This is a genomic window from Pseudomonas sp. c313 (assembly GCF_055407145.1).
Map to the genome: position 1 here is coordinate 60,217 of NZ_JBUZRD010000010.1, position 14,220 is coordinate 74,436.

14 protein-coding genes are annotated in these 14,220 nt (G+C 60.6%); all 14 read left to right on the forward strand.

Annotated features, from left to right (window positions below):
* Positions 1–19 precede the first annotated feature (19 nt).
* The 14 genes from ccoN (ACZRKZ_RS22330) (at position 20) to hemN (ending at position 14,216) form a co-directional block, all read left to right on the forward strand.
* On the forward strand, positions 20–1,444 hold the full coding sequence (ccoN, locus tag ACZRKZ_RS22330) for a cytochrome-c oxidase, cbb3-type subunit I (protein WP_463982764.1): 1,425 nt from the start codon (positions 20–22) through the stop codon (positions 1,442–1,444).
* A gap of 10 nt (positions 1,445–1,454) precedes the next feature.
* Complete coding sequence (ccoO, locus tag ACZRKZ_RS22335) at positions 1,455–2,063, forward strand: cytochrome-c oxidase, cbb3-type subunit II (RefSeq protein WP_133101627.1); 609 nt, start codon at positions 1,455–1,457, stop codon at positions 2,061–2,063.
* A 3-nt stretch (positions 2,064–2,066) separates the two neighbouring features.
* The gene (locus ACZRKZ_RS22340) at positions 2,067–2,285 is read left to right on the forward strand and encodes a cbb3-type cytochrome oxidase subunit 3 (protein ID WP_133101628.1); all 219 of its coding nucleotides are present in this window, start codon (positions 2,067–2,069) and stop codon (positions 2,283–2,285) included.
* A complete protein-coding gene (gene ccoP / locus ACZRKZ_RS22345) occupies positions 2,282–3,202 on the forward strand; it encodes a cytochrome-c oxidase, cbb3-type subunit III (protein ID WP_463982765.1) in 921 nt (306 codons plus the stop codon). The genes ACZRKZ_RS22340 and ccoP (ACZRKZ_RS22345) overlap by 4 nt, the downstream gene beginning before the upstream one ends.
* 541 nt (positions 3,203–3,743) lie before the next feature.
* A complete protein-coding gene (gene ccoN / locus ACZRKZ_RS22350; protein ID WP_463969945.1) occupies positions 3,744–5,186 on the forward strand; it encodes a cytochrome-c oxidase, cbb3-type subunit I in 1,443 nt (480 codons plus the stop codon).
* Positions 5,186–5,794 carry a cytochrome-c oxidase, cbb3-type subunit II gene (gene ccoO, locus ACZRKZ_RS22355; protein WP_022643327.1) on the forward strand — a complete coding sequence of 203 codons (609 nt, stop codon included), beginning with the start codon at positions 5,186–5,188 and terminating at the stop codon, positions 5,792–5,794. Before ccoN (ACZRKZ_RS22350) ends, ccoO (ACZRKZ_RS22355) begins: the two co-directional genes overlap by 1 nt.
* Positions 5,795–5,799: 5 nt before the next feature.
* A complete protein-coding gene (locus ACZRKZ_RS22360) occupies positions 5,800–5,985 on the forward strand; it encodes a CcoQ/FixQ family Cbb3-type cytochrome c oxidase assembly chaperone (protein ID WP_003175465.1) in 186 nt (61 codons plus the stop codon).
* A complete protein-coding gene (ccoP, locus tag ACZRKZ_RS22365) occupies positions 5,982–6,959 on the forward strand; it encodes a cytochrome-c oxidase, cbb3-type subunit III (RefSeq protein WP_463969944.1) in 978 nt (325 codons plus the stop codon). Before ACZRKZ_RS22360 ends, ccoP (ACZRKZ_RS22365) begins: the two co-directional genes overlap by 4 nt.
* A 364-nt stretch (positions 6,960–7,323) precedes the next feature.
* The gene (gene ccoG / locus ACZRKZ_RS22370; protein ID WP_463969943.1) at positions 7,324–8,739 is read left to right on the forward strand and encodes a cytochrome c oxidase accessory protein CcoG; all 1,416 of its coding nucleotides are present in this window, start codon (positions 7,324–7,326) and stop codon (positions 8,737–8,739) included.
* Positions 8,740–8,753: 14 nt separating this feature from the next.
* Positions 8,754–9,293: a FixH family protein gene (locus ACZRKZ_RS22375; RefSeq protein ID WP_463982766.1), complete on the forward strand. Its 540-nt coding sequence runs from the start codon at positions 8,754–8,756 to the stop codon at positions 9,291–9,293.
* Between the two features lie 67 nt (positions 9,294–9,360).
* The gene (locus ACZRKZ_RS22380; RefSeq protein WP_463982767.1) at positions 9,361–11,805 is read left to right on the forward strand and encodes a heavy metal translocating P-type ATPase; all 2,445 of its coding nucleotides are present in this window, start codon (positions 9,361–9,363) and stop codon (positions 11,803–11,805) included.
* Positions 11,806–11,827: 22 nt separating this feature from the next.
* Positions 11,828–12,055, forward strand: coding sequence for a cbb3-type cytochrome oxidase assembly protein CcoS (gene ccoS, locus ACZRKZ_RS22385; RefSeq protein WP_463969941.1), 228 nt, complete (start codon positions 11,828–11,830; stop codon positions 12,053–12,055).
* Positions 12,048–12,731 (forward strand): sulfite exporter TauE/SafE family protein, encoded by a 684-nt coding sequence (locus ACZRKZ_RS22390; protein WP_463982768.1) that lies wholly within the window; start codon positions 12,048–12,050, stop codon positions 12,729–12,731. The genes ccoS and ACZRKZ_RS22390 overlap by 8 nt, the downstream gene beginning before the upstream one ends.
* A 102-nt stretch (positions 12,732–12,833) precedes the next feature.
* The gene (gene hemN / locus ACZRKZ_RS22395) at positions 12,834–14,216 is read left to right on the forward strand and encodes an oxygen-independent coproporphyrinogen III oxidase (protein WP_463982769.1); all 1,383 of its coding nucleotides are present in this window, start codon (positions 12,834–12,836) and stop codon (positions 14,214–14,216) included.
* Positions 14,217–14,220: the final 4 nt, after the last annotated feature.

Here is a 14,220-nt window from a genome sequence, read left to right on the forward strand (position 1 = left end):
GAACCGTGGATGGGGAACCATGAACACTACAATCAGTACCGCCTATAACTACAAGGTGGTCCGCCAATTCGCCATTATGACGGTGGTCTGGGGCATCGTCGGAATGGGGCTCGGGGTTTTTCTCGCAGCCCAGTTGGTATGGCCGGAACTCAACTTCAACTTGCCTTGGACCAGCTTCGGCCGCTTGCGCCCGTTGCACACCAACGCGGTGATCTTCGCCTTCGGCGGCTGCGCACTGTTTGCAGCGTCCTTTTACTCGGTGCAACGCACCTGCCAAACCCAGCTGTTCGCGCCGAAAGTCGCCGCGTTCTGCTTCTGGGGCTGGCAACTGGTCATCCTGTTGGCAGCGATTTCCCTGCCTCTGGGTTACACCAGCTCCAAGGAATACGCCGAACTGGAATGGCCGATCGACATCCTGATCACCATCGTCTGGGTCGCCTACGCCATTGTGTTCTTCGGCACGTTGATGAAGCGCAACACCAAACATATCTACGTCGGTAACTGGTTCTTCGGTGCGTTCATCATCACCGTAGCCATCCTGCATATCATCAACAACCTGGAAGTCCCGGTTAGCCTGACCAAGTCCTACTCCCTGTACGGCGGTGCGACGGATGCCATGGTGCAATGGTGGTACGGCCACAACGCTGTAGGCTTCTTCCTCACTGCAGGCTTCCTGGGGATGATGTACTACTTCGTGCCGAAACAGGCCGAGCGTCCGGTGTACTCCTATCGCTTGTCCATCGTACACTTCTGGGCACTGATCACCCTTTACATCTGGGCCGGTCCTCACCACCTGCACTACACCGCACTGCCGGACTGGGCACAGTCCCTGGGCATGGTGATGTCGCTGGTGCTGCTGGCTCCGAGTTGGGGCGGCATGATCAACGGCATGATGACCCTCTCGGGCGCCTGGCATAAGTTGCGCAGCGACCCGATCCTGCGCTTCCTCGTGGTCTCCCTGGCGTTCTACGGCATGTCGACCTTCGAAGGCCCGATGATGGCCATCAAGACCGTCAACGCCCTCTCCCACTACACCGACTGGACCATCGGCCACGTACACGCCGGCGCCCTCGGTTGGGTAGCGATGATTTCCATCGGCGCGCTGTACCACATGATCCCGAAAATCTTCGGCCGCGAGCAGATGTACAGCCTCGGTTTGATCAACGCGCACTTCTGGCTGGCTACCATCGGCACCGTGCTCTACATCGCGTCGATGTGGGTCAACGGCATCGCCCAGGGCCTGATGTGGCGTGCAATCAACGAAGACGGCACCCTGACCTACTCCTTCGTCGAAACCCTGGTGGCCAGCCACCCAGGCTTTGTCGTGCGGCTGGTGGGCGGTGCGATCTTCCTCAGCGGCATGTTCCTGATGGCCTGGAACACCTGGCGCACCGTGCGGGCAGCACAACCTGCCGAAGTCGCCGCTGCGGCGCAGATGGCCTGAGGAGTCAGTCATGAAACACGAAATTATTGAAAAGAACGTCGGCCTGCTGATGCTGCTGATGGTGCTCGCCGTGAGCATCGGCGGCCTGACGCAGATCGTCCCGCTGTTCTTCCAGGACGTCACCAACAAACCGGTGGAAGGCATGAAGCCCTACACCGCGCTGCAACTGGAAGGTCGCGACATCTACATCCGTGAAGGCTGCGTACAGTGCCACTCGCAGATGATCCGGCCGTTCCGTGCCGAGACCGAGCGTTATGGTCACTACTCGGTCGCCGGTGAAAGCGTCTGGGATCACCCGTTCCTGTGGGGCTCCAAGCGTACCGGGCCGGACCTGGCTCGCGTCGGCGCACGCTACTCGGACGACTGGCACCGCGCGCACTTGTACAACCCGCGCAACGTGGTGCCGGAATCGAAGATGCCGGCCTATCCATGGCTGGTCACCGCCCAGGTCGACAACAGCCACACCGAAACCAAGCTCAAGGTCATGCGCACCCTCGGCGTGCCGTACACCGACGCGGACATCACCGCCGCCGTGGACAGCCTCAAGGGCAAGACCGAAATGGACGCACTTGTCTCCTACCTGCAAGTGCTCGGCACTGCAATCAAGAGCAAGAGGTGAACCATGGGTTTTGAACTTGATACCGGAATGATCCGCGGCCTCGGCACGCTGGTGGTGGCAATTGCCTTCATCGGCCTGTCGCTGTGGGTGTTCAACTCCAAGCGCAACCCGGAGTTCGCCGAGGCTTGCCTGCTGCCATTTGCCGATGAACCGTTGCCAAACACCACCGGCACCCCATCCGACGCTCACGAAGAGCCTGTAACAAGGAGCATTCGGCCATGACTACCTTCTGGAGTACATGGATCTGTGTACTGACCATCGGCAGCCTGATCGGCCTGACCTGGCTGTTGTTTGGTACCCGCAAGGGCGAAACCAAGGGCAGCGTCGACCAGACCATGGGCCACGCCTTCGACGGGATTGAGGAGTACGACAATCCCCTGCCCCAATGGTGGTTCATGTTGTTCGCCGGGACTTTGGTGTTCGCCGTCGGCTACCTGATCCTCTATCCGGGCCTGGGCAACTGGAAAGGTGTGTTGCCAGGCTATGAAGACGGCTGGACCCAGACCAAGGAATGGGACAAGGAAATGGCCAAGGCCGACGCCAAGTTTGGGCCGATCTTCGCCAAATTCGCAGCCATGCCCGTGGAAGAAGTCGCCAAAGACCCGCAAGCGCTGAAAATGGGCGGTCGCCTATTTGCCTCCAACTGCGCGGTGTGCCACGGCTCCGATGCCAAGGGCGCCTACGGCTTCCCCAACCTGGCGGACAACAACTGGCGCTGGGGCGGTTCGGCGGATGCGATCAAGCTCACCATCATGAGCGGTCGTCACGCGGCCATGCCAGCCTGGGGTGAAGTACTGGGCGAGGACGGAGTCAAGAACGTTGCCGCCTACGTACGTCACGATCTGGCCAAGCTGCCATTGCCTGCTGACAGCAATGTCGACATGGCGGCCGGCCAGGTGGCGTTCAGCACTACGTGCGTCGCCTGCCACGGTCCTGATGGCCATGGCGTTGAAGCCATGGGCGCGCCGAACCTGACGCAGCCAGGCGGTTTCATCTACGGCACCAGCCTGGCACAGTTGCAACAGACGATCCGTCATGGTCGCCAGGGCCAGATGCCGGCGCAGGAAGTACTGCAAGGCAATGACAAGGTGCATTTGCTGGCCGCGTACGTCTATAGCCTGTCTCAGAAGCAGGAGTAAGCTGCAAGCTGCAAGAGAAGAGCCCAAAACTTGGATCTTGCAGCTGCTTTCAACAGCCACGCCCTACCCCTTCCCCCCTTCAAACTTGTTGCTTGCAGCTTAAAGCTGCGCGACTGCGCCCTATTGTCACACCCTCCCAAAGCACAACTTCCCCCTCCTGCCATTCGGGTCTACGCTTGTTTTGACAGTGGACCGGCATTGGCCGGTCGCAGGCCGACTTGCACTCGATGGGTTAGACATTTCTGCTCGATGACAGGCGCAAAGGCTGGTAGTTACCGGCTGTCGTGCCACTGACCATTCGTCACCTGAACAGCTTGTTTACACACGCACCGTTACAAGTACCTTCGACCCTCTGATTTTCCTGTTCGCTCCGTCAGCTTTTAATTGCGGATTTTGTCCTTACACCAAACATGGAAAGGGCGCAGAATCTGGTTTTGAACGCATTGACGCAAGTCAGGTTGCGTTGCAATACCCCCCCGCTTTCTACATACTTGCGGCCGATTTTTATCCTAATAAAACACCTAAACCGTGGAACCTTAGAATGAGCACAGCAATCAGTCCGACTGCTTATAACTATAAGGTAGTCCGCCAGTTCGCCATCATGACGGTGGTCTGGGGGATCCTTGGCATGGGGCTCGGTGTCTTCATCGCCTCGCAACTGGTCTGGCCGGAGTTGAACTTCGACCTGCCATGGACGACGTTTGGACGCCTACGCCCGCTGCACACCAACCTGGTGATCTTCGCCTTCGGCGGATGTGCACTGTTTGCCACCTCCTACTATGTCGTGCAGCGAACCTGCCAGACGCGACTGATCTCCGACAGCCTCGCTGCGTTCACCTTCTGGGGATGGCAAGCGGTCATCGTCGGCGCCATCATCACCTTGCCAATGGGTTTCACCACCACCAAGGAATACGCGGAATTGGAATGGCCCCTTGCCATCCTTCTGGCGATCGTCTGGGTGACCTATGGCATCGTGTTCTTCGGCACCATCGTCAAGCGCAAGACCAAGCACATCTATGTCGGCAACTGGTTCTACGGCGCATTTATCGTCGTGACGGCGATGTTGCACATCGTCAACCACGCGTCTCTGCCGGTGAGTTTCTTCAAGTCCTACTCGGCGTACGCCGGTGCGACTGACGCGATGATCCAATGGTGGTACGGCCACAACGCCGTAGGTTTCTTCCTGACCACCGGCTTCCTGGGGATGATGTACTACTTCGTGCCGAAACAGGCCGAGCGTCCGATCTACTCCTATCGCCTGTCCATCGTGCACTTTTGGGCGCTGATCACCCTGTACATCTGGGCCGGTCCTCACCACTTGCACTACACCGCATTGCCGGATTGGGCGCAGTCCCTGGGCATGGCCATGTCGATCATCCTGCTGGCTCCAAGCTGGGGCGGCATGATCAACGGCATGATGACCCTCTCGGGCGCGTGGCATAAGCTGCGTACCGACCCGATCCTGCGCTTCCTCGTGGTGTCTTTGGCGTTCTACGGCATGTCGACTTTCGAAGGGCCGATGATGGCCATCAAGACGGTCAACTCGCTGTCCCACTACACCGACTGGACCATCGGCCACGTACACGCCGGCGCCCTCGGTTGGGTAGCGATGATCTCCATCGGCGCGCTGTACCACATGATTCCCAAGGTCTTCGGCCGTGCGCAGATGCACAGTACTGCCCTGATCAATACGCACTTCTGGCTCGCGACCATCGGTACCGTGCTCTACATCGCCTCGATGTGGGTCAACGGCATCACCCAGGGCCTGATGTGGCGTGCAATCAACGATGACGGCACCCTCACCTACTCCTTCGTCGAAGCGCTGCAAGCCAGCCATCCTGGCTTCATCGTTCGCGCCATCGGCGGTGCGTTCTTTGCCAGCGGCATGTTGTTCATGGCCTACAACGTCTGGCGCACCGTTCGCGCCTCGACCCCGGCTGAAGCTGAAGCCGCCGCTCAGATCGCTGTCGTTGGAGCTCACTGATGAAGCATGAAGTAGTCGAGAAGAATATCGGCCTGCTGGCCTTCTTCATGGTTATCGCCGTGAGCATCGGCGGCCTGACCCAGATCGTTCCGCTGTTTTTCCAGGACGTGACCAACAAGCCGGTGGAAGGCATGAAGCCGCGCACCGCCCTTGAACTGGAAGGCCGCGACATTTACATCGCCAACGGCTGTGTCGGTTGCCACTCGCAGATGATCCGGCCGTTCCGCGCAGAGACTGAACGCTACGGCCACTACTCGGTCGCCGGAGAAAGCGTCTGGGACCACCCGTTCCTGTGGGGTTCCAAGCGTACCGGTCCGGACCTGGCCCGTGTCGGCGGTCGTTACTCCGATGACTGGCAGCGTGCGCACTTGTACAACCCGCGCAACGTGGTGCCCGAGTCGAAAATGCCGGCGTACCCGTTCCTCGTGGAAAACAAGCTCGACGGCAAGGACACTGCGAAGAAAATGGAAGTCTTGCGCACCCTGGGCGTGCCTTACACCGACGAAGACATCGCCGGTGCCAAGGATGCCGTGAAGGGCAAGACCGAAATGGACGCGCTGGTGGCCTATCTGCAAGGCCTTGGCACCATCATCAAAAGCAAACGGTGATCTAAATGGATATCGGGATGATTCGAGGCCTGGGCACCGTTGTCGTGATGGTGGCCTTTATCGGCCTGGCCTTGTGGGTGTTCAGCCCCAAGCGCAAGTCAGAGTTTGAAGACGCGACCTTGCTGCCTTTCGCGGATGATCCCGAAGCCATCAAGCACGTCGAGCAAGCTTCTAGGAGTAACAAAGAATGACTACGTTCTGGAGTCTGTACGTCACAGTCCTCAGTCTGGGTACCATCTTCGCCCTGACCTGGCTGCTGCTGTCGACCCGCAAGGGTCAGCGCGCCGAGCAAACGGACGAGACGGTTGGCCACTCGTTCGACGGGATCGAGGAATACGATAACCCGCTGCCTAAATGGTGGTTCATGCTGTTCGTCGGCACCATCATCTTCGCCCTCGGCTACCTGGTGCTGTACCCAGGCCTGGGCAACTGGAAAGGCCTGCTGCCAGGCTACGCCTACCTCGACAATGACAAGCAAACCCCGTTCGCCAACGGCCAAAGCGGCTGGACCGGCGTACACGAGTGGGAAAAGGAAATGGCCAGGTCGGACGCCAAGTTCGGCCCGATCTTCGCCAAATTCGCTTCCATGCCCATTGAAGAAGTGGCCAAGGACCCGCAAGCCTTGAAGATGGGTGGCCGTCTGTTCGCCTCCAACTGCTCGGTGTGCCACGGTTCCGACGCCAAGGGTGCCTACGGCTTCCCCAACCTGACCGACGCCGACTGGCGCTGGGGCGGCGAGCCGGAAACCATCAAGACCACCATCATGGCGGGTCGCCACGCGGTGATGCCAGGTTGGGCCGAAGTCATTGGCGAGCAAGGCGTTGCCGACGTCTCCGGCTTCGTACTGACCAAGCTCGACGGCCGCAAGCTGCCGGAAGGCGCCAAGGCTGACGTAGCCAACGGCGAGAAACTATTCGCCGCCAACTGCGTGGCCTGCCACGGTCCTGCTGGCAAAGGCACGCCAGCCATGGGCGCGCCTGACCTGACTCATCCGGGCGCGTTCATCTACGGTTCAAGCTACGCCCAACTGCAGCAGACCATCCGTTACGGCCGCCAGGGCCAGATGCCTGCCCAAGAGCAGTTGCAAGGCAACGACAAGGTGCACCTGCTGGCCGCTTACGTTTACAGCCTGTCCCATGGGGAAAAGGCCGCTGACGCCAAGTAAGTAAGCAAGCTGCAATAAAAAACGGCCCCGCCAGTGAAAATTGGCGGGGCCGTTTTTTTTGGCCATTGCTCTGGAACGCCTTAGCCACTAAGTTGCAAGGGTGATGTTTTTTTAGCGAGGCACAGCCATGAGCAATGAGGCAATCATCCAGGATTGAGCCCTCAGCACCCAAAAACCGTCCATACTTCACCTGTCAATTGATTCAAGTCATTTACACCATCAATTGATTTCTCCCAACGCGACCAAAGGTCGCACCCGTTCGCCAGTACTACAGGCGTATCATTGCGCCACTGCAACACCCTTATTTTGACCCCGGCTGGCACGTACTGGCCGAGGCAAATCTCCACTGCCGTGGGATGCAATGATGAGCAACCAGATTCCGGTACATGACGTTACCCCGCCTGCCAAAAACTCAAGCAACACCGTCGATCTCTACGCGTCTCGGGAGAAAATCTACACCCGTGCCTTCACCGGACTGTTTCGCAATTTGCGGATGCTCGGTGGCGCCGGGTTGTTCCTGCTTTATTTCGGCACGGTGTGGCTGAACTGGGGCGGTCATCAGGCCGTCTGGTGGAACCTGCCGGAGCGTAAGTTCTTTATTTTTGGTGCGACATTCTGGCCCCAGGATTTCATCCTGCTGTCAGGCATCCTGATTATTTCCGCGTTTGGCCTGTTCTTCATCACCGTGTACGCCGGACGTATCTGGTGCGGTTATACCTGCCCGCAAAGCGTGTGGACCTGGATCTACATGTGGTGTGAAAAAGTCACCGAAGGCGACCGCAACCAGCGAATCAAGCTGGACAAGGCGCCGATGAGCGCCAACAAGTTACTGCGCAAGTTCAGCAAGCACAGCCTGTGGCTACTCATCGGCTTTGTCACCGGCATGACCTTCGTCGGCTACTTCTCGCCAATTCGCGAGCTGGTGTTCGAGTTTTTTACCGGACAAGCCGATGGCTGGTCGTATTTCTGGGTCGGTTTCTTCACCCTCGCCACCTACGGCAACGCCGGCTGGCTGCGTGAGCAGGTGTGCATTTATATGTGCCCCTATGCGCGCTTCCAGAGTGTGATGTTCGACAAGGACACCCTGATCGTCTCCTACGATCCGCGCCGTGGCGAAAGCCGTGGCCCGCGCAAGAAAGGCATCGACTACAAGGCCCAGGGCCTGGGGGACTGCATTGATTGCACCATGTGCGTGCAGGTCTGCCCCACCGGCATCGACATCCGCGACGGCCTGCAGATCGAGTGCATCGGCTGTGCTGCGTGCATCGACGCCTGTGACAACATCATGGACAAGATGGATTACCCTCGCGGGTTGATCAGCTACACCACCGAACACAACCTGTCCGGGCAGAAAACCCACAAGCTGCGCCCGCGCCTGATCGGTTATGCCCTGGTGCTGCTGGCGATGATCAGCTTATTGGCCACCGCTTTCTTCATGCGTTCGCTGGTGGGTTTCGACGTCAGCAAGGACCGGGTGCTGTACCGCGAAAACGCCGAAGGGCGGATCGAGAACGTCTACAGCCTGAAAATCATGAACAAGGACCAGCGCGACCACACCTATGTGCTGGATGCCAGCGGCCTGCCGGACCTCAAGCTGCAAGGCAAACGCGAGATCAAGGTGGCTGCCGGGGAAATCTTCAGCATGCCGGTGGAACTGTCGAGCGCGCCGGAGCAAATGCCGTCGAGCACCAACGAGGTCAAGTTCATCCTCAAGGATGCCGACGATGACAGCGTCCACGTTGAAGCCAAGAGCCGATTCATCGGCCCTCAAATTCGTTAAAAGAGAGCAGAACAATGCCCGTAGCAACTGCCGCAAGCCCCTGGTACAAGCACCTCTGGCCCTGGATCATCATTGGCATCCTGGCCTGCTCGGTGACCTTGACCTTGACCATGGTGACCATCGCGGTGAACAACCCGGACAACCTGGTCAACGACAACTACTACGAAGCAGGCAAAGGCATCAACCGCTCTCTGGACCGCGAACTGCTGGCCCAAACCCTGCAACTGCGCGCCACCCTACACCTGGATGCACTGACCGGCGAAGTCGAGCTACGCCTGAGCGGCAACAGCCAGCCTGCCACCGTGGAGCTGAACCTGATTTCGCCCACCCAGCCGGAAAAGGATCGCAAGATCGTCCTGGCTCGCAGCGAAAGCGAACCGGGCCGTTACATTGGCCAAGTGACGGACAAGGTTGAAGGTCGTCGTTTTGTTGAGCTGCTGGGTGTACAGGACGCCAAGACCTGGCGCATGTTTGAAGAGGAAGATGTCAGCCATGACAAGGACTTGATGCTCGGTGACGAACCGTTGCAGGGTGCTGAAGACCTGAAAAACTAAATCCTGCGCATCGCGCATCGCGGGCTTGCCTGCGATGAGGCCCTCCCAGCCGACATAGATCCAGACCATGACCACCCCCTGCTACCACTGCGCCCTCCCCGTCCCGCCCGGCAGCCGGTTCACCGCCGTAATCCTCGGCCAGACCCGCGAGCTTTGCTGCCCGGGTTGCCAGGCCGTGGCCGAGGCGATTGTCGCCGGTGGTCTGGAAAGCTATTACCAGCACCGCAGTGAAGCGTCGGCTAACCCCGAAGCGCTGCCGGTGCAGTTGGTGGACGAATTGGCGCTGTACGACCGTGCCGACGTGCAAAAACCTTTCGTACGTCACGACGGCGACCTGGCCGAAGCCACCTTGCTGATGGAAGGCATCAGTTGCGCCGCCTGTGGCTGGTTGATCGAAAAACACCTGCGCAGCCTGCCTGCGGTGGCCGAGGCGCGGCTAAACCTGTCCAACCACCGATTGCAGGTGCGCTGGGCAGACGCGCAATTACCGTTGAGCCAACTGCTCAGCGAACTGCGCCACATCGGTTACGCCGCCCACCCTTATCAGGCCGACCGCGCCGCCGAGCAACTGGCCAGCGAAAACCGCCTGGCCCTGCGTCAACTGGGTGTGGCTGGGCTGCTGTGGTTCCAGGCGATGATGGCAACCATGGCCACCTGGCCGGAATTCAACATCGACCTGAGCCCGGAGCTGCACATCATCCTGCGCTGGGTCGCACTGTTTCTCACCACGCCCATTGTTTTCTACAGCTGCGCGCCGTTTTTCAAGGGCGCCATGCGCGACCTGCGTACCCGCCACCTGACCATGGATGTCTCGGTTTCCCTGGCCATCGGCGGCGCTTACCTGGCCGGTATCTGGACCGCCATTACCGGCGTTGGCGAACTGTATTTCGATGCTGTCGGCATGTTCGCCCTATTCCTGCTGGCCGGGCGCTACCTGGAGCGTCGCGCCAGGGAGCGCACTGCTGCCGCCACGGCGCAGTTGGTCAACCTGCTGCCTGCGTCGTGCCTGCGTCTAAGCGGCGACGGCCAGAGCGAACGCATCCTGCTCCGAGAGTTGGGGCTTGGAGATCGAGTGCTGGTACACCCGGGGGCAATCCTGCCGGCGGACGGGGTGATCCTCGACGGCCAGTCGAGCATCGACGAATCCCTGCTGACCGGCGAATACCTGCCGCAGCCTCGCCAAATTGGCGACGCCGTTACCGCAGGCACCCTGAACGTCGAAGGCGCGCTGACCGTGGAAGTCCGCGCCCTGGGCCACGACACGCGCCTGTCAGCCATCGTGCGCCTGCTGGAGCGAGCCCAGGCGGAGAAACCCCGGCTGGCGGAAATCGCCGATCGCGCCGCCCAATGGTTCCTGCTGTGCTCGCTGATTGCCGCCGCCGTGATCGGCCTGCTGTGGTGGGAACTGGATTCGTCGCGGGCATTCTGGATCGTCCTGGCGATGCTGGTAGCGACCTGCCCTTGCGCGCTGTCCCTGGCGACACCCACTGCGCTGACTGCCGCTACCGGCACCCTGCACAAACTGGGTTTGCTACTCACTCGCGGCCATGTGCTGGAAGGCCTGAACCAGATTGACACAGTGATTTTCGACAAGACCGGCACCCTCACCGAGGGCCGACTGGCGTTACGCGCAATCCGACCACTGAGCGTGCTGGACAGTGACGAGTGCCTGGGCCTGGCTGCTGCCCTGGAAAATCGTTCGGAACACCCGATTGCCCGCGCCTTCGGCCGCGCACCGCTGGCAGCTGACGAAGTGCTCAGTACGCCGGGCCTGGGGCTCGAAGGTCGGGTCGGCGAGCGCCGCTTGCGCATCGGCCAACCGGGTTTTGTCTGCGCGCTGAGTGGTTGCCCGATCCCGGCCTCGCCAGATGAAGCCGGGCAATGGTTGCTGCTGGGCGACACCAACGGCGCCCTGGCCTGGTTTGTCCTCGATGACCGCTTGCGCAGCGACGCCCCGGCATTGCTGGCCGCGTGCAAGGCGCGGGGCTGGCGTACGCTGCTGCTGTCAGGAGACAGTTCGCCGATGGTTGCCAGCGTTGCCGCCGAGTTGGGTATCGACGAAGCCCACGGCGGCCTGCGCCCGGATGACAAGTTGCAAGTGCTGCAGCAACTGCACAAGGAAGGCCGCAAGGTGCTGATGCTCGGCGACGGCGTCAACGACGTGCCGGTGCTGGCCGCCGCCGATATCAGCGTGGCCATGGGTTCAGCCACGGACCTGGCAAAAACCAGTGCCGACGCCGTGCTGCTGTCCAACCGCCTCGACGCGTTGGTGCAAGCCTTCAGCCTGGCGCGGCGTACCCGTCGGGTAATCATTGAGAACCTGCTCTGGGCCGGTCTGTACAATGGCCTCATGTTGCCATTTGCCGCCCTCGGCTGGATCACTCCGATATGGGCAGCGATCGGCATGTCCCTCAGTTCGTTGACCGTGGTGCTCAACGCCCTGCGCCTGACTCGCCTGCCGAGCGGGCCAGCCTTGGGCCCCGCCCCCGTAACCCGTCCGCTGCCGGCCTGAGCCGCGCGGGCATGGAGTACAGATGCCAGCTCTTTACGTGATGATTCCGGCGGCGCTATTGATCGTGGCCATCGCCATTTACATCTTCTTCTGGGCGGTGGACAGCGGTCAGTACGATGACCTCGACGGCCCGGCCCATACCGTGCTGTTCGACGACCAGGACCCCAATCACCTGGCCGGGGTCGATGAGGCCAATCGCCCGACGACCACCGATCAAACCGCCAAACCCAAAGACCCACCCCATGCTTGAACTGGCGCCGTTACTGGTTTCAGCGCTGATCCTCGGCCTGTTGGGCGGCGGTCATTGCCTGGGCATGTGCGGTGGCCTGATGGGCGCGCTGACCCTGGCGATCCCCAAGGAGCAGCGCAGCCGGCGCTTTCGCTTGTTGCTGGCCTACAATCTGGGGCGAGTTCTCAGCTATGCCACGGCAGGCGTGCTGATCGGCCTGGCGGGCTGGGCGGTGGCCAACAGCCCGGCGGCGATGTTCATGCGTATCCTCGCTGGGCTGCTGCTGATCACCATGGGCCTGTACCTGGCCGGCTGGTGGAGCGGCCTGACCCGCATCGAAAGCCTCGGTCGCGGCCTGTGGCGCTATATCCAGCCGGTTGCCAACCGTTTGCTGCCGGTGTCCAGCCTACCCCGCGCCTTGCTGCTGGGCGCGCTGTGGGGCTGGTTGCCGTGCGGATTGGTCTACAGCACCTTGCTGTGGGCGGCCAGCCAGGGCAATGCATTGGACAGCGGCCTGCTGATGCTGGCGTTCGGCCTCGGCACCTGGCCGGTATTGCTGGCCACGGGACTCGCGGCCGAGCGGGTAACCGCCCTGCTGCGCAAACGCAGCGTGCGCATGACGGGTGGCTTGCTGGTGATCCTGTTCGGAATCTGGACGCTGCCCGGCCCCCACCAGCACTGGCTGATGGGCCATTAAAAGGCTATGTGGCATAGCGCCGCTCCCCGTTGATGCAAATCAAGATGACTGCCCAGCCCAGCCCCTAGACTCGGCCCACTAGTCACTCCGGGAAACGCCCGCATGCTCGACGCCATTCGTTGGGACACTGATCTTATTCATCGCTACGGTCTGGCGGGGCCGCGCTATACCTCGTACCCCACCGTCGCACAATTCGACAGCCAGGTCGGCTCCTTCGACCTACTCCACGCCCTGCGCGACAGCCGAAAGGCCGTTCGCCCATTGTCGCTGTACGTTCACTTGCCGTTCTGCGCCAATATTTGCTACTACTGCGCCTGCAACAAAGTCATCACTAAGGACCGCGGGCGCGCCCAGGCCTATTTGCAACGCCTGGAGCAGGAGATTCAACTGGTGGCCTGCCACCTCGACCCCAACCAGCAAGTGGAGCAATTGCACTTTGGCGGCGGTACACCGACCTTTCTCAGCCACGACGAACTGCGCCAGTTGATGGCCAAGCTGCGCCAGCATTTCAACCTGCTGGACGACGATTCCGGCGACTACGGCATCGAGATCGATCCACGGGAAGCCGATTGGGCCACCATGGGCCTGCTGCGTGAACTGGGCTTCAATCGCGTCAGCATCGGCGTGCAGGACCTCGATCCCGATGTGCAGCGGGCGGTCAATCGCCTGCAAAGCCTGGAAGAAACCCGCGCCGTGATCGATGCTGCGCGGACCTTGCAGTTTCGATCAATCAATATCGACCTGATCTACGGCCTGCCCAAGCAGACGCCGGAGCATTTCGCCCACACCATGGACGAAATAATCAGCCTGCAGCCGGACCGCCTGTCGGTGTTCAACTACGCGCACCTGCCAGAACGCTTCCTGTCCCAGCGACGGATCAACAGCGAAGACCTGCCGGCACCCGCCGACAAACTGCAAATGCAGCAAAACACCATCGAGCAACTGGCCGCCGCTGGCTACAGCTACATCGGCATGGACCACTTCGCCCTGCCCGACGACGAACTGGCCATCGCCCAGGAAGAATCCACCTTACAGCACAATTTCCAGGGCTACACCACCCATGGCCATTGCGACCTGATCGGCCTCGGGGTGTCAGCTATCAGCCAGATTGGTGACCTGTACTGCCAGAACAGCAGCGACCTGAGCCACTACCAAAACTCCCTGGCCGGCGCGCAACTGGCCACCAGTCGCGGCCTGCTCTGTACGACGGACGACCGCTTGCGCAGAGAAGTCATTCAACGGTTGCTCTGCAACTTCAGCCTGGAGTTCGAGGAGATCGAACAGCTCTTCACAATCGATTTTCGCGGCTATTTCGCCGAACTGTGGCCACAACTGGAAGCCATGGCCCGTGATGGCCTGATCGAACTCGACGCCCAAGGGATTCGCACGCTGCCCGCAGGGCGCTTGCTGGTGCACACTGTGTGCATGGTGTTCGATGCCTACCTGGATCAGCAGAATAGGCAGCGTTTTCCCCGGGTGATCTGATCCG